The sequence below is a fragment of the Asaia platycodi JCM 25414 genome (assembly GCF_000614545.1).
Lineage (GTDB): Bacteria > Pseudomonadota > Alphaproteobacteria > Acetobacterales > Acetobacteraceae > Asaia > Asaia platycodi.
On record NZ_BAKW01000002.1, the window covers coordinates 32,438 to 55,734 of the forward strand.

Below are 23,297 nucleotides of genomic sequence, written 5' to 3' on the forward strand. Positions count from 1 at the left end.
CAGTTTGGTGTCTGAACGGGTTCAGTCTAGATTGTCACACGATGCAAACCAAGCGCTCTCCGTCCCGGTTCGTCCTTCTTGCCTGTCTGGCCTCTGTCACCGGTGCGTCTGCTGCCAATGCCTCGGCCGCTGGACCTCAGGGCGGTGTGGCACTGATGGCCCCCGATTATTCGCTGACGGGCAGTCTGCTCGGCAGTATCGTCTCGGTGCAGCGCAATAATGTGAGCGATGCCGATCATGCCCTCTACGCGGCCGTGATGCAGGGTTACCGCGATCCCGATTTCGTGCTCATGGCCCTGCGTTTTGCCGCGATGGATGCTGGGCCTGACTCCGCCGCACGGGCAGTCACGCTTGCTAGGCTGATGCCGCAGCAAAATCTGGCGCGCATTATTCTCGGCACGGCGGCGTTTCGCGACCGTCACTGGAAAAGCGCCGAGGGATTTTTCTCCCTCCACAGCAAGGAGACCGATGGCCTGCTGCGCATGGCAGGGCGCGGCCTGCGAGACTGGTGTCACTATGGGGCTAACCCTGCCAATGGGCAGGAAGATGATATCACGCTCTCGCAGGGGGCAATCGACCCGGTGACCTGGCTTGCGCTTTTGCAGCAGGCGCGCATCGCCTCGCTGCGCAACGAGGCGCGTACCGATAGTCTTTTCGCCCAGCTCGATCGCAGCGCCGCCGCCGTGCCGCCTCTGCTGCGGGTTCAGGCATTGCAATTCGAGGCGGACTGGCTCGCTTTTCGTCATCATGATGCCGAGTCTCGCCAGAAACTACAAAATGTCGGCAGCCTTCTGCCCGCTTTCCAGCTCGTCGCCGGGCGTCTGCGCCCGGGTCGGATCGGCAGCGATTTTTCTCCAAGTTGGGGGCTGGCAGAGTTCTATATCGGTGTCACCGCCCTTCTGGGCGATACGACAGCGCATGATGGCGGTAACGCCGGAGCGCCGAGCCCGGATGATGATAAGCTCAAGGATCTGCGTCAGCTCAAGATCCTCCTGTTGCGTCAGGCCCTGTTTCTCGACCCGGACCTGACGCTGGGCAAGATTCTGCTGGCCGAAGAACTGCGCAATGACGGCCAGCTCGACATGGCGCAATCGGCGCTCGATGGCGTAGCCGAGGACGATCCTCTGGCGCCGCTCTCGGACCATGCCCAGGCGCAGGTCGCGCTCAAGCGTCACGATCTGAATGCGGCGCTTCATGCGCTGGAGCGTGTGGTCAAGGCCAACCCGGATAACGCCGATATTCTGAACGAGCTCGGTGCGGTTCAGGACCAGCTCGGTCATTCCGAGGCCGCCATCGAGACGTTTACCCATGCGCTCAACCATGTGAGCGTAATGGAATCGCGTGTCTGGCCTCTGCTGCTGGGGCGCGCCATCGCCTGGGATCACCTCAAACGTCGCGACAAGGCCCAGGTCGATCTTGATCGCGCACTGGCACTGGCCCCTTCCGAGCCTGTCCTGCTGAATTACGCGGGCTATTCGGATGTCGAACATAACGAGCGCCCTGAACAGGCTCTTCTGCTACTGCGTCGCGCCATGGATATGGCGCCCGACGATGCCGAGATACGCGACAGCTATGCCTGGGCGCTGCTCAAGCAGAAGGGCGATCTGGCACAGGCGCTGCCTCTGCTTCTCTCTGCCGTCAATGCGGCGCCCGCCGATGCGGAGATCGCCTATCATCTGGCGTCGCCTACTGGTATCAGGGGCGTCAGCTGGAAGCGCGCGATCAGTGGAGCCAGGCGCTCAACAACAAGCCCGAGCCCGAGACAAAGGTGCTGATCGATGCCGCCCTTGCCGGTGGGCCGGATCTGCCTGTCATGCGCGGGCGTGCCATTCCCTCGCCTCGATGAGTCCGTTGATGTTTTCTGCCTGTTCGCTGGCGCATGCCAAGATCAATCTGTTTCTGCACATTACCGCACGCCGCGAGAACGGCTATCACGAACTCGACTCTCTGGCCGTGTTCGCCGAGACAGCCGATGTGCTGACACTCGAAGCGTCCCGCCCTGTCGAACACGGCATGAGCCTTGCAATCGACGGACCTTTCGGCGCCGGGCTCGAAGCCGGGTCGGATAACCTTGTGCTGCGCGCCGCTGCGGCCCTGCGCGAAACCGCAAATCTGGCTGACAGCCTGCCTGCGTGGCAGATGCGGCTTACCAAAAACCTGCCCGTGGCTTCCGGTATCGGTGGCGGCTCGGCTGATGCTGCTGCCGCGCTGCGTCTTCTGGCGGCGGCCTGGCAGTGTGAAGATCTCGACCTTGCGCCGATTGCTGCATCGCTCGGGGCGGATGTGCCGGTCTGTCTCGCTCAGAAGACTCAGCGCATGCAGGGAATTGGCGAAGTTCTGGTCTCAGCCCCTCGCTTGCCGCGCTGTGCCATGGTGCTGGTCAATCCTGCGTTGCCGTGCCAACCCCCGCCGTTTTTCGCGCCTGGAAGGAGTCTGGTGTGCTGTTCCGTCAGGCTGCTTCGCTGCCCGGCCATTGGGATGACGTTAAGGGGATGGCCGCGAGCCTGAGATCAACTTCGAATGATCTGCAGGCTCCGGCGATTGCTCTCTTTCCTGTAATCGGTGAAGTCTTGAACACTCTGGAGCGTTCCGAATCCTGCCATTTCGCCCGCATGAGCGGGTCCGGAGCGACGTGTTTCGGCCTTTATGACGGTGTGGATGCGGCGCGTCATGCGGCAACGGCCTTGCGTGCTCATGGATGGTGGGCAGAAGCAGGGTGGGTTCAGATCGCAGGAGACCAGATCTGACCTTCTGAGCCGAGACATGGCCTTTTTCAGCCCGGCTGTTCTCGCGCGCCATCATGCTTTGGGCAATCTGAAATGAGGGATCTTTCGGTCATGGGTGCAAGAATGCAGGTCATCCAGAAAGAGGATGGCACAGGCGCGACGCTCCGTTTTCTCGAAGGGAGCGGAATCGAGGGGGAGATCGACCTGACGCTCGATCAGCTCAGCCAGCTTATCACGAGCCTCGGTCGTGTGCGCTATGCTATGACGGCTAACCAGCCTCAGCCGCCGATCGGAAATGTGCCGTTTCTACCGGTATACAGCACGAACTGGGCGTTACAGATCGATGCCCTTACTGAGGGGTCGACCCTGGCTTACCAGCACCCGGCATATGGACCGGTCGGACTGGTTTTCGCACCCGAAGATATCGAAAAACTGCTTAAGGGTCTCAAACAGCATCGAGCGCTGATGGCAGCCAATACCTCCCGCCAGCCGAGTTAGACGGAATCTGCCTTGGAGCAATGCCCGGTCCGGTGGTCTTTTCCCCGGATAGAAAGCCGCGCACGCAGGATCTTCTTATATCGGGAGGTCGAGAGGCTCACCGTAGACATGGACCTTTTCCAGGTGAAGAATGGTCTTCTTCAGCGTCGTAATCTTGATGAAGCGGCAGGTGACATCAGGGTAGAGATCAATTTCCAGAGGTTTGCCGTCGCTACCGCCGAATTGACGCTGTTGCACATGAAGTAGTGACCAGTCGGTGCTGTCGGTTGAGCAATAGACGCGCAAGGGAAGGCATCTTCTGGCAACGATCTCGTTATCGCATCTGTTAAAAATACTGACGTGATCGATCTTGTGGAGACTCAATAGATCGATAATCAAGAACGGACTCTGTTCGTCCGCAGTATGAAAAGCCATGAGATCCGTTTTCGACGCATTTATGGCATTCAAAGCCTGCTCTTCAGCGGAGTTTCCGGCGGCATATTCTGTATGCGAACTGATGATGGCTTTCTTGTCGTGCGACACATTGCGATACCGCCCTTTCTTGTAGGGAGCCGGTGATCGTCCTTCCCAGAGGCCGATTGTCATATAATGATGATGGGGGTCAAAGCAGAGGCCATTGGCGATCTGATAGCCGCAATCGGGATTCATATTGAGATACCAGAAATCATCGATCTGGAATATTTTCTGCATGGGCGGCTTTTCTGAAAAACGCCGTTTGATTGCGTCAACTTCATCAGCGGATATCGCGTCGATATAGGCGTCGATCCCCTGGTTGAAGGCGATCTGCCGCCCCTCCACCAGGGCGTAGGAATAAGGAAGGACGTGATATTTGTATCGTGCATCCTGTGTTGGCAGGAGATCGATCTCTCCGAGAAATGAGGGAACACTGAAAAATCCCCAGAGCTGGGTATAGATATTTTCTGCCTCGGAGAGCCATGAGGAAATGAATGAAAATGTGCTGATGCCCATGACAATATTATGAGCAGATCTGATGAGGTCGAAATCCCGTTGTGGAGAGACGTGGTCCAGGAAGCGCGCTTCAGGGAAGGCCTGTCGGAGCATCCTGCAATATAGACTGTCATCCACCTGACCCATAAAGACAGGATTCAGATTGGTTTCTTCTATGATCTTCTTGTAATAAGATATAGGTAATAAAGGGTATTGAGAGAATCCAAATATCAATTCTCCACATCTTATATTGATGACGAGGTCGTCTTTATCAACAGCGACAGGATGAATGATCGGAAAGAGTCTGCGGTAATGATCCGCATTCTTCATTAGAAAATGTTTTTGCAGATAACCGTCGAAGACGACCAGATCAGGCTTGTATTGCTCTATTATTGCAATCACCTCTTCTTCAGAGGAAAAGAAATCGTTTATGTGGAGTGTACGATAGGGCGACTCATCTATGTCGGGGGTGGTGAGGCCATATTCATCAAGTTTGACATTGAATATCGTGGACTCTGGCCAATGTTTAGAGATTTCATTTGCGGATATATACTGTATTATTCTATTGCCTATATTTCCATGACTCCTGATCTTGAAGATCATAACAATATCTCCGAATAACATATTTTTGAAAGATTTCAGGATGAATAGATCGTATTTTTACTTGTAATTTGTCAAGTTTGACACTGCCCTAAATGACTGTTTGCGCGGCACGTAGGAAAATTATCAGGTCCCTTCGAGGTCGAAATCACGACGATCTGCGCTGGTTCCGAGAGGAATTCGTCTATTATTCCGAAATATTCACTATATCGCGACGCAATTCCCTTCTGTTGTCACGATACAGCGTGACGAATAGAGAGTCTGTATTGTCTTGCTGTGGCTGGCCGTCCTGTGTCCTTGTGTCAAGGATAATGACGTCCTCGGTTCTTGTGCCGCGAGACGACTCTGTCTGGCGATGAGGGCTTTTCATGCCTTCCAGAAGGTGCGGCAGAATGGAGCAGACGATCATCCTGCTTTGCCTTCGTGAGTCTGTCCTCATGGGCCGAGGGCAGCAGAACGAGAACCTGTTGGTGCCTGTGATGATCGTGTCGAGGTGATCGCGTCACCTCGATATGGGGGGGCAGAGCCTGTTCAGACTCTTCGGCGTATTGCTGCCCAGCCAAGCATTAATGCAGCTACGGATAGAACCGTTGCGCTGAAGCCGATCCGCCTTGGAATTGTCAGCAGCAGCGGCTTGCGCCCCTGATCGCGCAGGGGAATTCCTTCATAGGGTCCATGGGCGGCATAAGCGCCGGGCTGGCTTTCAACAAGCGTGTCGGTTTCTGTGTCGGCCTTGCCCGACGCGTATTGGGCAGTGATACCTTTTCTGGCGAGATAGCGATCGCGCAGCGAGGGGGCGACGCCATTGATCAGGCTCGGCAGGATCGACGACGCACCGACCCAGATATCGCGATGATGGCCCAGTACGGCCTGGCAGATCGCATGGGCGGCTACTTCGGCTCATAGATACGACCGCTGGGCTTGAGCGCATGGCCCGAGCGATTGCGGCTCCAGCCCAGACGCGGGGTGTTGATGGAAGGAAGATGCACGACAGTCAGATCGATGCGGTCGGATAGCGCCCTGATTTCCGGGCGCACGCTGTCGCAGAACGCGCTGATTGCGGCATGGGCGCCGTTTATGGCGGCCTGAAGCGGCAGACCGCGCAGCGGATGGGCAAGTCCGAGATTGACGATCGTGCCGCTACCGCGTCGGCGCATGCAGGCCAGCGCCGCCTGGGTGCCGAAAACAGAGCCGAGATAGGTCACGTCAGTCACGCGTCTGAGCGTCTCGGCATCGAGCGACAATACCGGCCCGATAGCCGTCACACCTGCTGCGTTGATCCATACCGTGATCGCGCCGAGCTCGCGTTCAACGCGCTCAGCAGCGTCGGAAACGGCTTGTGCATCCGAGATATCGACCGGCAGGACGAGCGTGCGTATGGCGTTTGCTTCGAGTTCAACCGCAGCATCCTGCAGGCGCTGCTCGTTACGGCCCATGAGGGCAATGTCGAAACCATAGGATGCCAGCATACGCACCGTGGCACGCCCGATACCGGCTCCGGCGCCTGTGACGACGGCAATCTGGTTGGGCATGGCGGCAATCCTCATACAATCTACAGTAGGGTGACAGCCAGAATGCCAGCGATAATGAGAAAGAGAAAGCCCGCCATGACCAGCGTCAGGCGACGCTCGATGAAGTCCTTGATCGGCGCGCCGTAGAACCAGAGCAATGTTGCCACCAGAAAGAACCGCGCACCACGTGTGACGAGGCTGGCCGCCAGAAACGGCAGAATGGCGAAATGCGCTGCGCCAGCGGCAATGGTGACGATCTTGAACGGAATGGGGGTCAGGCCCTTGAGCAGGATGATCGCCACGCCGTAGTGACGGAATTTGTCCTGCAGCATCGCAAGGCTGTGTTCGGCATGATAGAAATGCACGATCGGTAGTGCGACATGCTGTAGCAGAACCGCGCCGATCACCCAGCCCAGCATGGCCCCCGAGACGGAACCGATCGTGCAGATTGCTGCAAGCCTGAACGCTCGCTCACGCGCCGCCAGCACCATCGGATCAGCATCAGATCGACCGGAATGGGAAAGAACGAGGCCTCGGCAAAGGCGACAGCAAACAGCCACCAGCTGGCATGAGGCGAGGCCGCCAAAGCGAGTGTGCGACGATAAAGCGGCTGGAACACGAGCAGGCCTCCGGCAATCAGGAAGTCCGTCAATGACCCAGGCCGCTCCTTATGTCGAGCGCGGCGCCCAGAGAATCAGTGCCGCACCGCACAGGCAGATTGCAGCACCTGCCAGCTCCCACCGGTCGGGGCTGCGTCCTTCGAACACGCGCATCCAGATCAGCGAGGCGGTAATGTAGACACCGCCATAGGCCGCATAGGCCCGGCCCGCACTGTCGCTGTCGACCCGTGTCAGGATGAGCGCGAAAAGCGTCAGACTGAACAGACCGGGGATGATCCACCAGACGGAACGCTCCATGCGTAACCACGCCCAGAAGGCGAAGCAGCCGGCGATTTCAGCAAAGCCAGCCGCGATATAGAAAAAAAGGGTTAGCATCGTTGCGTCCAGAATCGGGTTTTCGAAGGCCGTCATGGAATCACAGAAACAAAGGTGTGGCCACTTCAGGCGCGCCACCGGTCGCGTGAGGACGTGAAAGCATGAGTGACGCGCTTTCGGGTGCAGAAAAATGGATCGGGCGGTTTTCCTGTCCCCGCCCTTATGAGTCTGAATTCTTCTAGGCGTCTCTTTTTGCAAACGGCCATTCGCTCGGTAGGATGATCACCGAGCGCGCACCGGTCATTACATCTCACTCCGCATTCTTTATTTCAACAGGCATCGGAACGCGGCAGGGGCGGTCTCTGGATTTTCGCAAAATCTACCAGACCGGTCGGCGACATCATGACGCGCTTTATGAGGGAATCCTCAACGCGGCAGGCGACGAGATTGCCGGGCACTGGGTTATCCCGGGCGACTGGAGTGGGTCATTCCTGATGATCAGGCGCAAGGTGATAACGACCTTGCAGGTTACCGAAGTGGGTGATCGAGCGGAGTCCAACTGCTGAACTTTTCAACCGAGATCGATCATTGCTTTATGGGGCGTTCTGTATAAAACACACAGAAATCGTTGAATGCGTCGAGACTGGTTATAATAACGATCATTGATCGTTTAATCTCCTGCCTCGCGCCAGGAACCGGGTGTCTCTCTCATGTCCTTCGCTTCGCTGCCGCGTCGTACGGTGTTGTCCACGCTTCTTGCTACGCCTATGGCACTGGGGCTGCGCTCTGCCCGCGCGGCCGACAAGCCTATCCGCGTCGGTATCATGGCGGGGGAAGATGAGGATATCTGGCGTCTTGTCAGTCAGAACGCGCAGAAATCCGGCCTGACGCTCAAGATCGTCACGTTTTCCGATTATTCGACGCCGGACGAAGCGCTCGCGTCGCATGATCTTGACGCAAACTCGTTCCAGCACATGCCTTTCCTCAAGGCCCAGAACGAGGGTCACGGGTTCAAGATCGTGCCTGTGGGCAATACCTATGTCGCGCCGATCGGGCTGTATTCGCGCAAATGGAAAACGCTTGCCACCCTGCCGAAAGGCGCGGTGATCGGTGTGCCGAACGACCCCAGCAATGAGGGGCGTGCGCTCCTGCTGCTCCAGTCGCTCGGCTTCATCAAGCTCTCGCCCTCGGCTGGCCTGCTGCCTACACCGCTCGACATCACCGAGAACCCGCATGATTTCACCATACGTGAGCTGGATGCCGGTGTGGTGGGGCGTGCGCTGCCAGATCTTGATGCCGCTGTGGTCAATACCGACTGGGCGCATAAGGCCGGGTTGATGTCGTGCATGAGCGTCTGGCCCGTGAAGGGGTCAAGGATAACCCCTATATCTGCGTGATTGCCGTCAATAGCGACGATTCCCAGGCACCCTGGGTCAAGCCGTTGGTGAGCGCCTATCAGCAGCCGAATATCCGTCAGGCTCTGATCGATGTTTACGCCAATACCGTGATTCCTGCCTTTCCATGAGTCTTCTAGACGTTTCGGATCTCTCCTGCCGTTTCGGGTCGCAGACCGCGCTGAGTGCTGTCAGTTTTCAGGTTGAGAAGGGCGAGATCGTCGGGGTGATCGGCAGCTCGGGAGCGGGCAAGTCTACGCTTCTGCGCTGCCTTTGCGCGCTCGAACGCCCAACCGAAGGGCGCATCCTGCTCGATGGTGCCGATCTCACGCAGCTTTCCGAGCGCGAGCTTGTAGCCGCGCGTCGACAGGTCGGGCTGGTTTTTCAGCACTTCAATCTGCTAAATTCCCGCTCGGTGGCTGCCAATATTGCTTTGCCACTCGAAATCGCCGGCTGGTCAAAAGCCCGTATCGCCGAACGCGTCGAGGAATTGCTGATTCTCGTCGGGCTTGAGAAACACGGTCACAAGCGCCCGTCCCATCTCTCAGGCGGTCAGAAACAGCGTGTCGGGATTGCGCGTGCCATTGCCAATTCGCCGTCGCTGCTGCTTTGCGACGAGGCGACTTCTGCGCTCGATCCGCATACGACCGCCTCCATTCTGGAACTGCTGGCCGATATCAATCGCACGCTCGGCCTCACCATCATTCTCATTACCCATGAGATGGAAGTTGTGAGGCGTTTCGCCCATCGCGTTCTGGTGCTCGACACGGTGCGCTCATCGAGAACGGCAGCATGGCCACGCTGATGCGTGACAGCCGGGGCGATCCAAGGCTTGAGCGGTTGCTGGCTGATACGCGACCTATTTTGCCTGAATCGATCAGGCACCAGCTCAGCGCTGATCCCATTCAGGGCGGTCTGACGCTCATGCGGATCGTGCTTGGCCCTGAGGTCGCGAAAATGCCTTTTCTCTCTCTTCTCACCACGAAATTCGATCAGCAAATCACGCTGGTTCAGGGCGGCACCCTCTCTTGCGGAGGCGATCTCCTGACCGACATGATCCTGGCATTTTCTGCCCCCGTGACCGAGCCTCTCGGTGCGTTTCTCGATCAGCAGACCCATGTGATGGAGGTGCTCGGTTATGTACCGTCTGATCGCTAGACTTATTGCTGAATCGACGCTTCAGACCGTCGAGATGGTCGCAGCGTCGAGCTTCATCGCTGTGCTCTTCGGCCTGCCTCTGGCAGTACTCATGATCGCGACCCGCCGCGTCGATCTTTATGACCTGCCCTGGCTGGGGCGCCCCATCGGCTGGGTGATCGACGTATCCGCGCCATTCCGTTCATTATTCTGCTGGTGCTGCTGATTCCCGTCACGCGCTTCATCGCAGGCACGTCGCTCGGCACCCTTGCCGCTATCGTACCGCTCTCGATTGCAGCCATTCCCTATTACGCGCGTATTGCCGAAATCTCGCTGCAGGAGATCGAGCCGGGTCTCATCGAGGCCGTGCGCGTCATGGGTGGCACACGCTGGATGGTCATTCGTTACGTCCTTATCCCCGAAGCGCTGCCCGGCCTCCTCTCCGGTCTGACCGTTACCGCCATCACCCTCGTCGGAGCCTCTGCCATGGCAGGCGCCATAGGCGCCGGTGGGTTGGGCGACCTCGCCATTCGCTACGGCTATCAACGCTTCAACACGACCATCATGTTAGCTGTGGTTGCGGTGCTGATTTTGCTCGTGGGCGTGATTCAGGGGGCCGGAACGCTCGCTGTCAGAGCTGTGCGACGATAGGTAGATGGGGCTCTGCCCCAAACCCCGCCAGAGGCTTGCCTCTGGACTCGCTTTGTCTGTGTTGAAGCGGGGTGCAGGGGCCGAGGTCCCTGCCGGGTTCGGGCAGAGCCCGAGACACGTTAAATCGGCAGAATGACGCTTGCCCGTAGGCCGCCTTCAGTGCGGTTGCTCAGCGTGACGTCACCGCCCTGACCGCGCAGGGTGGAGCGGGCGATGGCAAGGCCCAGCCCGGTACCGCCGGTTTCGCGGTTGCGGCTGGTTTCGGCGCGGACAAAGGGTTCGAACATGCGTTCGAGATCTTCCGGCGGCAGGCCGGGGCCACTGTCATCTATGCGGATGCAGACGGATTTTTCCTGATCGGGCCCGCGCACGCAGGCGACGCTGATCGAGACCGAGCCGCCATATTTCAGGGCATTCATCACCAGATTGGTCAGGGCGCGTTTCAGGGCCAGAGAGCGCGCCTTGATGCGGATGGGCGCCTGTGGCGGCTCATAGCTGACGTCTTCGGCAAGATCGGGGCGTGCCTCGGCGGCTTCGTCGGCGACTGTCTGCAGCATGGCGCTCAGATCGAGCGCGGTCATCGGCTCCAGTGTCGAGCTGTCGCGGCCGAAGGCGAGGGTGGCGGCGACCATGCTCTCCATTTCGTCCAGATCGGCCAGAAACTTGTCGCGCAATTCGTCATCGTCGATGAACTCAGCGCGCAGCTTCAGGCGGGTAATCGGGGTACGCAGATCATGACCGATGGCTGTCAACATGAGTGTGCGGTCGGTCACGAAACGCCGGATGCGGGCAGCCATGGTGTTGAAGGCGACGGCTGCCTGACGGATTTCGGTCGGGCCAGCTTCAGGCAAAGGCTGGGCGTGTACGTTGCGCCCAAGCGCCGTGGCCGCATTGGCCAGCGTTGCGACAGGCGCGATAAGGCGATGCGAGCCCCACAGAATGAGCCCGCCACCGCAGATAGTCATGAGGGCGAAGGAGATCATGAAAGTGGGCGAGCCGAACGGATTGGGTGGCCGCACCGTGTAGCTCATGACCAGCCAGCGATGATCGTCGGGCATCTGGAAAGACAGGGCATAATGCCGCGTGCTGGGCTTGTGGCCGATAATGACTCGCTCGGGGCGCAGCCTCGCAGGTAGCATGCCGATACCCGCCAGTGGCGGTGGCATGAAACCCTGGTTTCGCCGCTCTTCGGAGGGAAAACTCTCACCACCACTCGAAGGGGGCGCGCCGCCTTCGAAGGGGAATGGCGGATGGCCTTCACCACCCGGAAAATCACCGGGACCGCCGCCAGGGGGAGGTCCACCGAAATTGGGTTCTTCCTGTCCGCCGGGCGGTCCGCCGCGCATCATCGGGTTCATGCCGAAGGGGAGCGGAATGAAAGCACCGGGAAGATGGGTATCGGGCTTGTTGTCGAAAATGATCTTGAAGTTCGACGGCACCTCGATCGCGGCTAGGCCGGCCTCGCGGTCGGAAGGGGGTAGCTCGACCAGAGTATGATAGATCGAAAAGGCGTGATGCTCGTTCTCATGCATCTCGGCCCTATCGGCGATATTGAGGTGATCAAGGGCGTGAATAGTCAGGCCGGCGGCCTGAACCACGCAGAGCCCCGCGATCAGAAGCAGATTGGTGCGCGCTCTCAGCGAGCGCGGCAGCAGATGCATCACAGCGTTAGAGGCGTTCGACATCGGCGGCGAGAACATAGCCACCGCCGCGCACAGTCTTGATCATCTGCGCGTTGCGCCCGTCATCCTCCAGCTTGCGGCGCAGGCGACTGACGGCCACGTCGATGGCACGATCAAACGGACCGGCCTGCCGGCCACGCAGCAATTCGAGCAGCATGTCGCGGGTCAGAACACGGTTGGCACGCTCCAGAAACGCCAGAAGCATGTCGTACTCGCCGCCGGTCAACGGAATCTCGGCGCCTTCAGGGTTGAGCAGGCGGCGACGGGCCGGTTCCAGAGTCCAGCCCGAAAAGCGGATCGTGCGGGAATCGGCAGAAAGCTTTTTGTCCGAACTATCGGCCGTGCGGCGCAGAACGGCACGGATACGTGCCAGTAATTCTCGCGGGTTGAAGGGCTTGGCCACATAGTCATCAGCGCCGAATTCGAGGCCGATGATGCGGTCTGTTTCATCGCTCATGGCGGTCAGCATGATGATGGGTACATTATCCTGACTGCGCAGCCAGCGGGCGATATCCAGCCCGCTTTCGCCCGGCAGCATAAGGTCCAGCACCACCAGCTGATAATGGCCGGCAGCCCAAGCGCGTCGGGCTTCGCGCCCGTCGCGTGCGGCTGTCACGCGGAAATGGTTGCGCTCCAGAAAGCGGCAGAGCAGCTCTCGGATCTCGCGGTCATCATCAACGATCAGAAGGTGCGGGTTCGTATCCATAAATGTAACATTGGTCCGAATCGCTCTCGCGCCACAAGGGGGTGTTTCACTCCGTCACAAGTTGCGAAACCCTGTCTCAATCGAGCCAGGGAGGGGTCGGAAGGTTTTTCGCCCGCAGAAAGGACGGATTGAAGATCTTGGACTGATAACGCGCACCGCCATCGCAGAGGATTGTTACAATCCGATGCCCCTGTCCGAGTCGTTTTGCCACGCGAATCGCGGCAGCCACGTTGATTCCGGCTGAGCCGCCGAGCGAGATACCCTCACGATCCTGCAGCGAGAAAATCTGCTCCAGCGCCTCGGCATCGGGAATGCGCTCGGCATCATCTATGGTGATCCCCTCCAGATTGCCCGTCACGCGCGACTGCCCGATGCCTTCGGTGATCGAACCGCCCGAAACGCTGAGATCGTTTGATTTGACCCACCCATAAAGCCCCGACCCTTCAGGATCGGCCAGAACGATTTCGGGGCGCTTGCGGCCCGCTTTTTCTGCCAGTTCGCCCAGGCCAAGAGCAACGCCAGCCAGCGTGCCGCCTGTGCCGCAGGCGCAAGTGAAGGCATCGACCTTCCCGTCGAGCTGGTTCCAGATTTCGAGCGCCGTGGTGGCGCGATGGCCCTCGCGATTGGCGGTGTTATCGAACTGGTTGGCCCAGACGGCATTCTCGGTTTCTTCGGCGATGCGGCGCGACACATGAACGTAATTGCCCGGATCGCGGAACGGCTTGGCAGGCACCAGACGCAGATCGGCGCCGATCATGCGCAGGAAGTCGATTTTCTCCTGACTCTGCGTCTCAGGCATGACGATGATGGTGCGGTAGCCGCGTGCCTTGGCCACGAGGGTAAGCCCGATGCCGGTATTGCCCGCTGTGCCTTCCACAATCACGCCGCCCGGCTTGAGCGTGCCGCGTGATTCGGCGTCGAGAATGATTGCGAGCGCCGCCCGGTCCTTGACCGAGCCACCCGGATTCATGAATTCCGCCTTACCGTAGATGTCGCAGCCCGTCGCTTCGGAGGCGAGCTTCAGACGGATGAGTGGGGTGCCCCCGATCGCGCCGATCATGCCGTTGGAAGGGCTCTGCCATCCGGGAGCTTTGCCCGAGAAAAGCGGAGAATTCGGGGTCTGCGTGGTCATCTGCATTCCATCCTATACGTCTGCGGTTTGAGAGTTTAACGTCGCGACATGTAAAATAAATGAGGAAAAACGATGGTCGACTGTATTTCAGCGCGCCAGGCATGGGAAGTTCTGGGCGCCGACAGGGAGGCAGTTCTGGTCGATGTACGCACGCCCAATGAGTGGCAGACGGTCGGCCTGCCCAATCTGAGCACGCTCGACAAGGAAGTGATCGCATTGAGCTGGGACCCTTATGATGCCGCCGGGTTTGCTCAGGCGCTTCGCGACGCGGTGCCCTCTCTGACGACCCCGATATTGTTTCTCTGCCGCTCTGGCGTGCGCTCGCAGCAGACGGCGGAGCTTGCTGCTCATCTCGGTTATGAGAAAAGCGTCAATATCGTTGAAGGTTATGAAGGCCCGCCTGATGCTACGGGACAGCGTGGGCGTGTCTGCGGCTGGCAGTTTCAGGATCTGCCGCTGTTCTTTCCCGGTTGAGCCCTCAATACCCCTGTAGACGCAGCACTCTGACGAGTTTTTCGGCCTCGATGGCGACACGCTCTGGCGTGACATCATCGAGAAGCGGGATTTCGGCCAGCACGCTGACGTTGCCGAAGCGTTCGATTGCGGCGCGATTGCCCGCATTCGGTGTCCCGCTCATCACAATACCTGCCACGACGATGCCACGCTCACGCAGGGCGGCGAGGCTGAGCAGCGTGTGATTGATGGTGCCGAGTCCGCTGCGACAAACAAGAATGACCGGAAGATCGATCCCGGCCAGCCAGTCGATCAGCAGCGTGTCATCATTGAGCGGCACCATCAGCCCGCCTGCACCTTCCACGACCAGAGGCGTGTTGGTGTCGGGCAGCGCAAGTCTGTCGAGTGCGACCGTTACATTTTCGAGCGCGCCCGCGTCCTGAGGTGAAAGCGGAGCCTGAAAGGCATAGGCCGGAGAGATGATACGCTCCGGCGTCAGCCCCGCCAGTGTGATCACACTTGCCGTGTCGCCGGCTTCTTCACTCAGTCCGGTCTGGAAGGGTTTCCAGTAGGTGGCTCCGAGCGCTTTGGTGAGAATGGCAGAGACGAGGGTCTTGCCGATACCTGTGTCGGTGCCGGTAACGAAAAACTGCGGCTGTTTCACGGCAGAGCCGAAAGCGACCTGATAATCCATGCTGTCTGCGTTCCTGTCGAAATGCTCCATGACCCGACGCAGATCGCGTGCGGGCAGAGGCGTGCTGCCGGTTCTGGGGGCGGTCGCGCCAATCGCTTTCAGATCGAGCAGAAACTGCCGCGCCGACCCGACCGGGTCGCTTAGCGTCGTGATACGCCATTGGCCCCGAAGCGTTGGGGGCCATTCGGCCTGCAAGTTGTCGAGCGTCGGATAATCTGGAAAGCCGCAGGGAAGACCGAGTGCCTCGCAGGAATTGCGCCATTGGGCGAAGCTGCCGCGCGCAAGCGTCGTGACCTCGATCCTGCCGCCCGGCGCCAGCAACTGGCCCAGACGTCGAAACGCTGCCTGCCGATCGGTAAACCATTGCAGGCAGAAGCTGGAGCAGATCAGGTCGAAAGGGCCATCCAGCGTCGGCGTCTCGGCGTCCATCACGTGAAATACCGCATCCGGCACGGTTTGACGGGTACGTTCGACCATCCGCGGAGAAAGATCGATTGCCGTGATCTGCACATGCGGGAAAAGCCTGCGCAGGGCGCGAGTCAGTATCCCCGTTCCGCAGCCGAGTTCGAGAATGCGCTTTGGCGCGCGGCGATCCGCATAGAGCGACGCCAGCTTGTCGGCGAGGGCGGATGCGGCGATGGCCTGCACGCGCGCTGCCCTGTCATAGAAATCGGCGCCGTCGAATCGCGACGCAATTGTGCTGCGTGCGTCGGTCATGAGGCCGCTTTCAGGATCTCGGCAATAAGGTCGGCGCAGGCGTGAGGCGCGGTGACTGGCAGGAGATGCCCGCCTTCCATCACGTGACGCGTCGCTTCGGGAAAGCTGGCTTCATGCATGGCTGTCGACACCAGCTCGTCCTGTGCGCCATGGATGGCGGTCAGGGCGCGACCCCATTGACGCGCGGCCTCGCGTCCGTCCGCTTCGAGGAGGTCGGTCAGCCCGGTTTCGAGCACCCGTTTATCGAGCGCGGTATCGCAAGGAAGGAAAGGCTCGAATTGCTGCCTGAACTGCGTGACGGTTTCTTCCGCCGCGCTGGCGAGGCGGCTGCGCATGCGTGCGAGTACCCGTTTCGGAATGCCCGGTGCGAAATCCTCCGACTGGCTGAAGCGTGAGAAGCCATTCAAGGCGATGATTCCCCGGCATCGGGGTAGGTGGCGGGTCAGCGCCCAGAGCACCCCGGCGGAGTGGCCGATCAGGAAAAACGGGTCTTCAGGCAACGCCGTGACAGCAGGAGCGCCGCCATAACCACGTTCCACAAACACGGCGTCAGGCTGGCCCAGGGCCTGATAGAGGGGGCGCCAGAAGGCTGCGTCGAAGCTCCAGCCATGAGCGAAGACGAGTCTCATGCCGGGATTTGCTGTCTGGCTGCAACGACAGCCTCGGCCAGACGCTCGACGGCTGCGCAGTCATGGGTGGCGCTGAGGGCCAGACGCAGCCTGGCTGAGCCGGGCGGCACAGTGGGGGGCCTGATCGCAATGGTCAGAAGTCCCTGTTGCTCCAGCCTGCTTGCGACAGCGAGCGTCGCTGTTTCATCGCCGAGAATGACGGGGACGATCTGGGTGGTCGACAGCCCCGTATCGATTCCGGCGCTGTTCAGTCTCTCGCGCAGCCGCAGGGCGTTCTGTTGAAGCGCCTGTCGTTGCGGGTCGAGACCGGGCACGAGTTCAAGCGCGGCATCCATTGCGCCCAGCATCGGGGGCGATGGCGCGGTGCTGTAAATGAAGCCCGAACTCGTCGTGATGAGCCAGTCGCAGAGCGCACGCGATCCGACGATATAGGCTCCCATGCCGCCAAGTGCCTTGCTGAACGTGCCCATCACGAGATCGACTTCGTGGCCGTGGGAGAGGCCGCGCCCCTGCGGACCGAGCACCCCGGTCGCATGAGCTTCATCCAGATAGAAAAAAGCGTCATAACGCTTTGCGAGAGCCGAAAGCGCGGCAATATCGGCAGTGTCGCCATCCATCGAAAACACGCTTTCCGTCAGGATGAAGCGCATACCCGGCAGATCGGCATGACGCTTGAGCAAAGTTTCGAGATGGTCGAGGTCATTATGACGAAACCGGATCTGCTTGATGCCTGACGCAGCGCAGCCCTGGTGCATGCTGGCATGATTGAGCTTGTCGCAGAAAACGAGCGGTATCTCGCCGGTCTGCTCTTTGGCGAGGCGGAACAGCGCAGGCAGGACTGACGCATTGGCCTGCCAGCCCGACGCGAAAAGAAGCGCGGCTTCGGTGCCCTTGAACCGGGCCAGACGCGTTTCGACCTGCTCATGAAGGTCGAGCGTGCCGGAAACCAGTCGCGAGGCGCGCGCTCCGGTGCCGTGGCGCATGGCCCAGTCTGCGGCACGCGTGCGTAGCAATTCGTGGCCCGAGAGGCCGAGATAGTCATTGGACGAGAAATCGAGAATGGCCTGCCCGTTACGCAGTACCTGATCGGGCGTGCGTTGCAGGGAGCGTAATCGACGGCGCAGGGCGCGTGCCTCAAGAGAGTCGAGGGCCTGTCTGAGAAGCGGATCGAAACGCGTCATGCCCTGTCCCTGCCGTCGTGACCCGCCCTTGTCAATTGCGCGTTATGACGCCCTGTGCTGCCTCAACGCCCCATGGCCTTGCGATAGCCGCGCCGCCCAAGAAGGCTGAGCAACGGCAGGGAGAGCCGTAGCAGGCAGGGTGCCAGCATGCAGAACCGCCCGAAAATGCATCGATGGCGGGCAGAAACCGCTCCTCCCGGTGCCGGGTGAGCTGATCCGTTACGGCCTTGGCGACCAGATCGGGATCGAGCGGCGTGCTGACATAGTTCAGCATCGATCCGCCCTGCTGCATCTCGCGGATGAGCATATCGGTCTGTACGGCGCCGGGAAAAACGGAACTGACCAGAATGCCGCGTGGACGAATTTCCTGGGCGAGTGACAGGGCAAAACTGCGCAGCCCGGCCTTTGCGGCAGCATAGACGGCACTGTCGGCCAGCGGCATGACGGCCGCCATCGAGTTGACGAAAACAATACGGCTCTTCTCCGGACCATCGACCGTCTGCATCAAAGGCAGCATCAATCGTGTCAGTAGAACCGGAGCGCTCAGATTAAGCGCGATCTGATCGGCTATGGCGCGCTCATCGGTCTGGGCGACCGGTGATGGCGCGATCGTGCCTGCACAATGAATAACGGCAAAAACAGGTTCGCGGCTTTCGCCAATCAGAGCAGACGCCTTATCCAGCGCGTCGGGTGAGCCGAGATCGCAGGGGAGATGCATGAAGCCATCGTGCTCGATTGGCGGAGCAGAACGGCAGAGAGCGATAACCTGATAGTCCAGGGCCAGCAGACGCTTCGCGATCAGGATGCCAATCCCTCCCGACGCACCGGTCAGAACCACGCGCTTCCGATTCCGGGATAAAGCATTCAGGCTATGTCCGGTCTCGCGAGGGAAAGAAGCCGCGAGAGGAGTGCCCGGCAGGGGGGAGGAAACCGTCATACGTTTCGTCTTACCCCTGAAATTCGGCTTGAGACATGCGAATTCGGTACGACTTAGTCTTTTTTAATCTCAGTTTCTCTTGCCCTCTGACCTGTCGGCGCAGAGGGCTCCGGTTCGGAACAAGAGATTGAGGCGATCAGTTCAGACGGCCGAAATTACGAAAATCCTGCTTCGTCTTGTCAGAAAGCGCCTTCATACGCTCGTGTTGTGCCTTCTGATCCGCACGGAGCTGATCGATTTTCTGCGTGCGATCCTGTGTGAGCTGGTTCAGTTTGTTCTTCTGATCGTCAATCTTGCCCTGAATTTTCTCGCGCTCCCGCTCCGGAGCGTTGGTGTATTTGTCGCGCAGATCATCGATCTTCTTCTGGCGTGCCGCCGAGGCGTCGCGATTTTTCTGCTGCCAGTTCTCTGCGCGCTGATTCAGGCAGTTTTCCTTATTGGCCAGGCGGCCAATCATATCGGTTCTGGAAGTATTGTTATTGCACCCCGAAGTCTGTGCATGGGCCAATGGGATGGAAAGCAGAGTTGCCAGCGTCATGGCGGAGAAAAAACGAGTGTTGGTCATGATGCCTCTCTAATAAATACTGATGGCGTATTTTAGATGATCTCAATGTGTCGAATATGCGGCGTAAAAGACAGATTTCTATCAAGATTTCCGGTTCTTGATCGAACGCTCACGCATTTTCTGCAGCAACTGGCGTGCTGTGACGAGATCAAATTTTCGCGCCTGTTCGCGCCCACGGGCCATGTATTCCGCCCTGAGTGCCGGGTCGCCGATCAAGCGCAGCAGCGCGCGCTCAAGAGCATCGCCGTCATCGGGCAGGGCGAGAAGGGCCGCATCTCCGACCACTTCCGGCAAGCCCCCACGAGGTGAGGCAATCACCGCAGCGCCGCTGGCCATGGCTTCGAGTGCGGTCAGGCCGAAAGGTTCGGGCCAGCGGCTCGGCACCACCACGATCGAGGCAGCAGCCATGGCTTCGAGTACCTGATGATGCATCTGATAGCCGCACAGCGTGATACCCGCTGCACGGGCATTGGCTTCGACCCGATCGACGAAGGTCGTGCGGGGCGAATTGAAGCGAAACCGGTCGGCACCGATCATGATCGCACGCCATTCCGGCGCCTGTGCGCTGATGGCCGCCCAGGCGCGCACAAACGCATCGGCGCCCTTGTCGGACACCATGCGCCCGGCAAACAGAACAAGCTTCGAGCGTTCTGCCGGCGGCTCGGGCAGGGCCGAAAGATCGAGCAGTTCGGCATGACCGTGACGGGGCCGTCATCCAGATCTTCCAGAAACCGGCGGCGCAGCCAGAAAGAGACAGTGAAGACGCGCACACGCTGCATCAATTCCTGTCTCTGGCGGGGACGTTTGGCGCCGTGCATGTCCTGCGGGTCGTTATGCAGGATGAGATGAACGGGAATACCGCACCGGCTCAGGGCATTCGCGAGGGCAGGGCGGTTATGCACCTCGATGAGATCGGGCTTGTGCCGACGGATCTCGCGCTGGCAGGCGATGCGATAGCGCGTGCCGTCGCGTCTCCAGCGATGCAGCCCCCCTGGTTCGGTAATGGCGAAAAACTGCCCGCCCGGCAAAGGCGTGCCCGTGACCTCGGTGCCGATGACGATATCGTCGGGTGTGGCGAGACGCGACACCAGAAGAGCGATGGCGCCCGCCCGGTCTGGCGCATAGCCTTCCCGGCGGGGGAGAACAGTCAGAACTCTCATGGTGTCAGTCGTAATCCGTCGCCAGTTCGGGGCGATCGTAATGATCGAACATGCGTGTGAGCTGATGCGGCTGGAGGCGACCGAGAGAGAGATCGGTCGGCAACGCGTTTCGATCGAACCAGCCGATGCCGGAGGTTTCAAGATTATCGATCGTTGCCGTGCCCCCTGTCAGGCGACAGACATAAAAGACTTTGGCGCAGCTGAAGAGATCGGGCGGGTGACCCTGTTTATCACGGTCCCATAGCGCGGCCAGCTTGACGATTTCGGCGGTATAGCCACTCTCCTCCAGCACTTCCTTGAGCGTGTTCTGGGCTGTAGTGAGATTCACTTCGGCCCAGCCTCCAGGCAGCGTCCAGCGGTCCTGATCGATCGCCTCGCGCACCATCAGGATCTCACCTTTTTCGTTGAAAACGGCGCCGCGCACGTCGATCTTGGGCGTCGCATAGCCGCGCTCGTTTTCCAGAAGCGCCATAACGGGCTCGGGTGTCGTGTCGCTCAGGGCGGCAAGCATGTTCGATGAAAGCAGGCGGAGCTGTTCGTAGCGTTCACGATCATAGGGATTCTGGCAGAAGGTGAGACCATTCTGGGCGATTGCCTGTACGTCCCTTGCCCAAACCAGCCATTGCGGTGCGCTCATCCCGAGGTCCTTCTACTCAAGTCTCAATATAGACCGGATCGGTGCAGTCGTAAAACACTCTCCCGGCCTCCGCGATGTGTTCTGAGCGCACGCGTCTCATGTCAGAACCATGAAGACTTTGCGCGCAGAACAGGAAAGAACGTGCAGATAACTTGAGTCCTGCCCCCTTATTTGCCACATGAGAGCCCTCTGATCCTGACGCCCGAAAGACGGATATTCACGTGAAAATCAACGGCACGCCCTATCGCAGCGTCTGGCGCGACGCACATGACCCCAAGCTGGTGCATATTTTCGACCAGACGAAACTGCCCTGGACACTCGATATTCTTGCGCTGCGCGACGAGGCGCAGGTAGCGCATGCCATACGCAGCATGCAGGTGCGCGGCGCGCCGCTGATTGGTGCCGTCGCTGCCTATGGGCTCGCTTTTGCATTGCAGAAGGACGCGTCGGACAAAGGGCTGACCGAGGCTGCTGCTATGCTGGTCGAGACGCGCCCGACTGCCATCAATCTGCGCTGGGCCATCGAGCGCATGGTCGCTCATCTCCGCCCGGTTGCTCCCGACTCACGCGTGGCTGCTGCCTATGAAGAGGCCGATGCGATCTGCAATGAAGACGTGCAGGTCAATGAATCCATCGGGCGTCATGGACTGGAGCTGTTTCGCACCCTCTGGGAAAAGCGCCGCCCCGGCCAGGGGCGTCTGAATATCCTGACTCATTGCAATGCAGGCTGGATTGCGACTGTCGACTGGGGCACCGCTCTGGCCCCCATCTATATGGCGCATGATGCCGGTCTGCCGGTCCATGTCTGGGTGGACGAGACCCGCCCGCGCAACCAGGGCGCCTTGCTCACCGCGTGGGAGCTGGGCGCGCATGGCGTGCCGCATACGCTGGTGGCCGATAATGCGGGCGGCCATCTGATGCAGCATGGCGAGGTCGATCTGGTGATCGTGGGCACTGATCGCGTCACACGTCAGGGCGATGTCGCCAACAAGATCGGCACCTATCTCAAGGCGCTTGCGGCACAGGATAACGATGTGCCGTTCTGGGTGGCGCTGCCCTCTTCCACCATCGACTGGCGTGTTACCGATGGCGTGAAGGAAATTCCGATCGAGGAGCGCTCGGGTGAGGAAGTGACTTATGTGCACGGCCTCGACGAGCAGGGGCAGGCAGCGCGTCTGCGTGTCACGCCGCAGGGCACGAAGGCCGCCAATCCGGCATTCGATGTGACTCCGGCCCGGCTGGTCTCGGGGCTTCTCACCGAGCGCGGGCGTTGCGATGCCAGTGCCGAAGGTCTGGCTACCCTGTTTCCCGATCTGGCAGGCTGACATGGTGTGAAGAGGGCGGCACTTGACCGAAGGGCCGCTCTCGTTCCTATCTCGTTTTCATGAACCGGCGCTGTTTGGCGCTCGTTATGCGTTTGAGGAATAGGAACAAATCATGGGCGCCGGGCTGACTTCTTCATCATCAACACGATCGCATCGATCCGTTTCGACGCTCGGCCTCGTGCTGGCTGGCGGGTCGGCTCTGATGCTTTCAGGATGTTCGTCAACGACCCCGCCCGTCGCGCGGGGCGCGGCGCAGACGCCGCTGGCGCAATATGCCAATGGCCGAACCGGGGCCTATGGCTATGACGGGCATGTCCCCGATTTTGCCTCGCGCAATTTTGTACCCTTCAATCGTCAGGATGTCGTGGCGATCGCCATGCGTGAGTGGCGGATGTTCGGCATGCCGGTGAGCGATGACGACCCGGAAGAACGCCCCGACGCCAGTGTCCCGTCGCTCAAGCCGGAGCGTATTCCCGGTTTGTGGCAGCGCGTGGGTGAATATTGGTGGATCGGTCAGGACCCCTATGAGACCGAAGTCTCGTGGAGCGGTAAATACAATGCCGACGGCCAGCTCTTCCGTCCTGAAAACGACGGGCATTACGCCTGGTCTGCCGCGTTCATCTCTTATGTGATGCGCGTGGCCGGAGCGAATAACCGCTTTCCCTATTCGCCCAACCACTCGACCTATATCAACGCCGCCGCTTCGGGCCAGTCGACCGGGCTACGCGCTCAGGACCCAAAAACCTATGTGCCGCAGCTTGGCGACCTGCTTTGCGTGGGTCGAGGCAAGAGCCGCAGCGTGACCTTTGCCATGCTCCCGACCTCCTATGGCTTTCCGTCGCATTGCGGCATTGTGGTGGCAACGCATCAGAATGCGCCGCCTTTCGGCAATGAGCTGAGCATTATCGGTGGCAATGTGGACGATACAGTGTCGCTCACCCATGTGCCGACCGATTCGAACGGCGCGCTGGCCACATCGGAGGGGCAGTTCTACGATACGCGCTATCCTTGGTGCGCCGTGCTTCAGGTACTCTATGATGCCGATCGCGAGCCCGATAGCGGCCAGTAAGGCAGCCTTC

The 23,297-nt window shown here is 59.7% G+C and carries 25 protein-coding genes and 3 pseudogenes; 13 read left to right on the forward strand and 15 right to left on the reverse strand.

Features of this window, described 5'->3' with window-relative positions:
• The first annotated feature begins 41 nt into the window (after positions 1 to 41).
• The 3 genes and pseudogenes from JCM25414_RS02120 (at position 42) to JCM25414_RS02130 (ending at position 3,224) form a co-directional block, all read left to right on the forward strand.
• Complete coding sequence (locus JCM25414_RS02120) at positions 42 to 1,775, forward strand: tetratricopeptide repeat protein (RefSeq protein WP_025840573.1); 1,734 nt, start codon at positions 42 to 44, stop codon at positions 1,773 to 1,775.
• Positions 1,776 to 1,842: 67 nt separating this feature from the next.
• A pseudogene (locus JCM25414_RS16230) lies at positions 1,843 to 2,747 on the forward strand (4-(cytidine 5'-diphospho)-2-C-methyl-D-erythritol kinase).
• Between the two features lie 72 nt (positions 2,748 to 2,819).
• Complete coding sequence (locus JCM25414_RS02130) at positions 2,820 to 3,224, forward strand: hypothetical protein (protein WP_242403269.1); 405 nt, start codon at positions 2,820 to 2,822, stop codon at positions 3,222 to 3,224.
• Positions 3,225 to 3,299: 75 nt separating this feature from the next.
• On the opposite strand, the gene JCM25414_RS02135 is transcribed toward JCM25414_RS02130, so the two are convergent.
• Positions 3,300 to 4,775 (reverse strand): discoidin domain-containing protein, encoded by a 1,476-nt coding sequence (locus JCM25414_RS02135; RefSeq protein WP_159101693.1) that lies wholly within the window; start codon positions 4,773 to 4,775, stop codon positions 3,300 to 3,302.
• 672 nt (positions 4,776 to 5,447) lie between these two features.
• On the opposite strand from JCM25414_RS02135, the gene JCM25414_RS24245 reads away from it, so the two are divergent.
• Entirely contained in the window at positions 5,448 to 5,678 is a 231-nt protein-coding gene (locus JCM25414_RS24245; RefSeq protein WP_242403270.1) for a hypothetical protein, read from the forward strand.
• Here the strand turns inward: JCM25414_RS24245 and JCM25414_RS24250 are convergent.
• The 3 genes and pseudogenes from JCM25414_RS24250 to JCM25414_RS02160 all read right to left on the reverse strand — a co-directional run bounded on the left by JCM25414_RS24250 (position 5,663) and on the right by JCM25414_RS02160 (position 7,278).
• Positions 5,663 to 6,304, reverse strand: coding sequence for an SDR family NAD(P)-dependent oxidoreductase (locus JCM25414_RS24250; RefSeq protein ID WP_242403271.1), 642 nt, complete (start codon positions 6,302 to 6,304; stop codon positions 5,663 to 5,665). The two genes, JCM25414_RS24245 and JCM25414_RS24250, sit on opposite strands and share 16 nt — an antisense overlap.
• Positions 6,305 to 6,324: 20 nt before the next feature.
• Positions 6,325 to 6,902 (reverse strand): annotated as a pseudogene (locus tag JCM25414_RS16240) (YqaA family protein).
• 49 nt (positions 6,903 to 6,951) lie between these two features.
• Entirely contained in the window at positions 6,952 to 7,278 is a 327-nt protein-coding gene (locus JCM25414_RS02160) for a YnfA family protein (protein WP_025840577.1), read from the reverse strand.
• A 218-nt stretch (positions 7,279 to 7,496) separates the two neighbouring features.
• Between JCM25414_RS02160 and JCM25414_RS16245 the strand changes: the two genes are divergently transcribed.
• The 6 genes and pseudogenes from JCM25414_RS16245 to JCM25414_RS16260 all read left to right on the forward strand — a co-directional run bounded on the left by JCM25414_RS16245 (position 7,497) and on the right by JCM25414_RS16260 (position 10,400).
• Positions 7,497 to 7,784, forward strand: a complete 288-nt coding sequence (locus JCM25414_RS16245) for a hypothetical protein (RefSeq protein WP_051535637.1) — start codon at positions 7,497 to 7,499, stop codon at positions 7,782 to 7,784.
• A 144-nt stretch (positions 7,785 to 7,928) separates the two neighbouring features.
• The gene (locus tag JCM25414_RS16250; protein ID WP_277910944.1) at positions 7,929 to 8,615 is read left to right on the forward strand and encodes a MetQ/NlpA family ABC transporter substrate-binding protein; all 687 of its coding nucleotides are present in this window, start codon (positions 7,929 to 7,931) and stop codon (positions 8,613 to 8,615) included.
• Positions 8,561 to 8,743 (forward strand): MetQ/NlpA family ABC transporter substrate-binding protein, encoded by a 183-nt coding sequence (locus tag JCM25414_RS26340; protein ID WP_277910945.1) that lies wholly within the window; start codon positions 8,561 to 8,563, stop codon positions 8,741 to 8,743. The genes JCM25414_RS16250 and JCM25414_RS26340 overlap by 55 nt, the downstream gene beginning before the upstream one ends.
• Entirely contained in the window at positions 8,740 to 9,417 is a 678-nt protein-coding gene (locus JCM25414_RS16255; protein ID WP_242403273.1) for a methionine ABC transporter ATP-binding protein, read from the forward strand. Before JCM25414_RS26340 ends, JCM25414_RS16255 begins: the two co-directional genes overlap by 4 nt.
• Entirely contained in the window at positions 9,405 to 9,770 is a 366-nt protein-coding gene (locus JCM25414_RS24255) for a hypothetical protein (RefSeq protein ID WP_242403274.1), read from the forward strand. The genes JCM25414_RS16255 and JCM25414_RS24255 overlap by 13 nt, the downstream gene beginning before the upstream one ends.
• Positions 9,751 to 10,400: pseudogene (locus JCM25414_RS16260) on the forward strand (methionine ABC transporter permease). The gene JCM25414_RS24255 and the pseudogene JCM25414_RS16260 overlap by 20 nt, the downstream one beginning before the upstream one ends.
• Before the next feature lie 119 nt (positions 10,401 to 10,519).
• On the opposite strand, the gene JCM25414_RS02185 reads toward JCM25414_RS16260, so the two are convergent.
• From JCM25414_RS02185 to JCM25414_RS02195, 3 genes are all read right to left on the reverse strand, one after another.
• Complete coding sequence (locus JCM25414_RS02185) at positions 10,520 to 12,085, reverse strand: ATP-binding protein (RefSeq protein WP_242403275.1); 1,566 nt, start codon at positions 12,083 to 12,085, stop codon at positions 10,520 to 10,522.
• The gene (locus JCM25414_RS02190; RefSeq protein ID WP_025840579.1) at positions 12,069 to 12,788 is read right to left on the reverse strand and encodes a response regulator; all 720 of its coding nucleotides are present in this window, start codon (positions 12,786 to 12,788) and stop codon (positions 12,069 to 12,071) included. The genes JCM25414_RS02185 and JCM25414_RS02190 overlap by 17 nt, the downstream gene beginning before the upstream one ends.
• 76 nt (positions 12,789 to 12,864) lie before the next feature.
• Positions 12,865 to 13,920, reverse strand: a complete 1,056-nt coding sequence (locus tag JCM25414_RS02195) for a cysteine synthase A (RefSeq protein ID WP_025840580.1) — start codon at positions 13,918 to 13,920, stop codon at positions 12,865 to 12,867.
• A gap of 72 nt (positions 13,921 to 13,992) precedes the next feature.
• Here JCM25414_RS02195 and JCM25414_RS02200 point away from each other — a divergent pair, with 72 nt between their 5' ends.
• Positions 13,993 to 14,394 (forward strand): rhodanese-like domain-containing protein, encoded by a 402-nt coding sequence (locus JCM25414_RS02200; RefSeq protein ID WP_025840581.1) that lies wholly within the window; start codon positions 13,993 to 13,995, stop codon positions 14,392 to 14,394.
• Between the two features lie 4 nt (positions 14,395 to 14,398).
• Here the strand turns inward: JCM25414_RS02200 and bioD are convergent, their stop codons facing one another.
• From bioD to JCM25414_RS02235, 8 genes are all read right to left on the reverse strand, one after another.
• The gene (bioD, locus tag JCM25414_RS02205) at positions 14,399 to 15,784 is read right to left on the reverse strand and encodes a dethiobiotin synthase (protein WP_025840582.1); all 1,386 of its coding nucleotides are present in this window, start codon (positions 15,782 to 15,784) and stop codon (positions 14,399 to 14,401) included.
• Positions 15,781 to 16,413: an alpha/beta fold hydrolase gene (locus JCM25414_RS21245; protein ID WP_025840583.1), complete on the reverse strand. Its 633-nt coding sequence runs from the start codon at positions 16,411 to 16,413 to the stop codon at positions 15,781 to 15,783. The genes bioD and JCM25414_RS21245 overlap by 4 nt, the downstream gene beginning before the upstream one ends.
• Positions 16,410 to 17,594 (reverse strand): aminotransferase class I/II-fold pyridoxal phosphate-dependent enzyme, encoded by a 1,185-nt coding sequence (locus JCM25414_RS02215; RefSeq protein WP_025840584.1) that lies wholly within the window; start codon positions 17,592 to 17,594, stop codon positions 16,410 to 16,412. The genes JCM25414_RS21245 and JCM25414_RS02215 overlap by 4 nt, the downstream gene beginning before the upstream one ends.
• A 31-nt stretch (positions 17,595 to 17,625) precedes the next feature.
• Complete coding sequence (locus JCM25414_RS16270) at positions 17,626 to 18,432, reverse strand: SDR family NAD(P)-dependent oxidoreductase (RefSeq protein ID WP_051535638.1); 807 nt, start codon at positions 18,430 to 18,432, stop codon at positions 17,626 to 17,628.
• A 235-nt stretch (positions 18,433 to 18,667) separates the two neighbouring features.
• On the reverse strand, positions 18,668 to 19,096 hold the full coding sequence (locus JCM25414_RS02225) for a hypothetical protein (protein ID WP_025840585.1): 429 nt from the start codon (positions 19,094 to 19,096) through the stop codon (positions 18,668 to 18,670).
• Between the two features lie 81 nt (positions 19,097 to 19,177).
• Positions 19,178 to 19,714: a glycosyltransferase family 4 protein gene (locus JCM25414_RS24260; RefSeq protein WP_242403276.1), complete on the reverse strand. Its 537-nt coding sequence runs from the start codon at positions 19,712 to 19,714 to the stop codon at positions 19,178 to 19,180.
• On the reverse strand, positions 19,630 to 20,256 hold the full coding sequence (locus tag JCM25414_RS24265; RefSeq protein WP_242403277.1) for a glycosyltransferase: 627 nt from the start codon (positions 20,254 to 20,256) through the stop codon (positions 19,630 to 19,632). The genes JCM25414_RS24260 and JCM25414_RS24265 overlap by 85 nt, the downstream gene beginning before the upstream one ends.
• Positions 20,257 to 20,260: 4 nt before the next feature.
• A complete protein-coding gene (locus JCM25414_RS02235; protein ID WP_025840586.1) occupies positions 20,261 to 20,893 on the reverse strand; it encodes an NUDIX hydrolase in 633 nt (210 codons plus the stop codon).
• Between the two features lie 221 nt (positions 20,894 to 21,114).
• On the opposite strand from JCM25414_RS02235, the gene mtnA reads away from it, so the two are divergent.
• Together mtnA and JCM25414_RS02245 are read left to right on the forward strand one after the other, a co-directional pair.
• Entirely contained in the window at positions 21,115 to 22,218 is a 1,104-nt protein-coding gene (gene mtnA / locus JCM25414_RS02240; protein WP_025840587.1) for an S-methyl-5-thioribose-1-phosphate isomerase, read from the forward strand.
• 202 nt (positions 22,219 to 22,420) lie between these two features.
• A complete protein-coding gene (locus JCM25414_RS02245; RefSeq protein WP_051535654.1) occupies positions 22,421 to 23,287 on the forward strand; it encodes a DUF2272 domain-containing protein in 867 nt (288 codons plus the stop codon).
• Positions 23,288 to 23,297 lie beyond the last annotated feature (10 nt).

Coding starts and splice junctions, on each gene's coding strand:
- JCM25414_RS02185 (WP_242403275.1), bottom strand. CDS start 12,085: ATGTCGAACGCCTCTAACGCTGTGATGCATCTGCTGCCGCGCTCGCTG.
- JCM25414_RS02190 (WP_025840579.1), bottom strand. CDS start 12,788: ATGGATACGAACCCGCACCTTCTGATCGTTGATGATGACCGCGAGATC.
- JCM25414_RS16245 (WP_051535637.1), top strand. CDS start 7,497: ATGATCACCGAGCGCGCACCGGTCATTACATCTCACTCCGCATTCTTT.
- JCM25414_RS24260 (WP_242403276.1), bottom strand. CDS start 19,714: ATGGTGTCCGACAAGGGCGCCGATGCGTTTGTGCGCGCCTGGGCGGCC.
- JCM25414_RS02235 (WP_025840586.1), bottom strand. CDS start 20,893: ATGAGCGCACCGCAATGGCTGGTTTGGGCAAGGGACGTACAGGCAATC.
- JCM25414_RS16250 (WP_277910944.1), top strand. CDS start 7,929: ATGTCCTTCGCTTCGCTGCCGCGTCGTACGGTGTTGTCCACGCTTCTT.
- JCM25414_RS24245 (WP_242403270.1), top strand. CDS start 5,448: ATGGGCGGCATAAGCGCCGGGCTGGCTTTCAACAAGCGTGTCGGTTTC.
- JCM25414_RS24265 (WP_242403277.1), bottom strand. CDS start 20,256: ATGAGAGTTCTGACTGTTCTCCCCCGCCGGGAAGGCTATGCGCCAGAC.
- JCM25414_RS02195 (WP_025840580.1), bottom strand. CDS start 13,920: ATGACCACGCAGACCCCGAATTCTCCGCTTTTCTCGGGCAAAGCTCCC.
- JCM25414_RS24255 (WP_242403274.1), top strand. CDS start 9,405: ATGGCCACGCTGATGCGTGACAGCCGGGGCGATCCAAGGCTTGAGCGG.
- JCM25414_RS24250 (WP_242403271.1), bottom strand. CDS start 6,304: ATGCCCAACCAGATTGCCGTCGTCACAGGCGCCGGAGCCGGTATCGGG.
- JCM25414_RS16255 (WP_242403273.1), top strand. CDS start 8,740: ATGAGTCTTCTAGACGTTTCGGATCTCTCCTGCCGTTTCGGGTCGCAG.
- JCM25414_RS02120 (WP_025840573.1), top strand. CDS start 42: ATGCAAACCAAGCGCTCTCCGTCCCGGTTCGTCCTTCTTGCCTGTCTG.
- JCM25414_RS02130 (WP_242403269.1), top strand. CDS start 2,820: ATGAGGGATCTTTCGGTCATGGGTGCAAGAATGCAGGTCATCCAGAAA.
- JCM25414_RS02160 (WP_025840577.1), bottom strand. CDS start 7,278: ATGCTAACCCTTTTTTTCTATATCGCGGCTGGCTTTGCTGAAATCGCC.
- bioD (WP_025840582.1), bottom strand. CDS start 15,784: ATGACCGACGCACGCAGCACAATTGCGTCGCGATTCGACGGCGCCGAT.
- JCM25414_RS02200 (WP_025840581.1), top strand. CDS start 13,993: ATGGTCGACTGTATTTCAGCGCGCCAGGCATGGGAAGTTCTGGGCGCC.
- JCM25414_RS02245 (WP_051535654.1), top strand. CDS start 22,421: ATGCTTTCAGGATGTTCGTCAACGACCCCGCCCGTCGCGCGGGGCGCG.
- JCM25414_RS02225 (WP_025840585.1), bottom strand. CDS start 19,096: ATGACCAACACTCGTTTTTTCTCCGCCATGACGCTGGCAACTCTGCTT.
- JCM25414_RS21245 (WP_025840583.1), bottom strand. CDS start 16,413: ATGAGACTCGTCTTCGCTCATGGCTGGAGCTTCGACGCAGCCTTCTGG.
- JCM25414_RS02135 (WP_159101693.1), bottom strand. CDS start 4,775: ATGATCTTCAAGATCAGGAGTCATGGAAATATAGGCAATAGAATAATA.
- JCM25414_RS02215 (WP_025840584.1), bottom strand. CDS start 17,594: ATGACGCGTTTCGATCCGCTTCTCAGACAGGCCCTCGACTCTCTTGAG.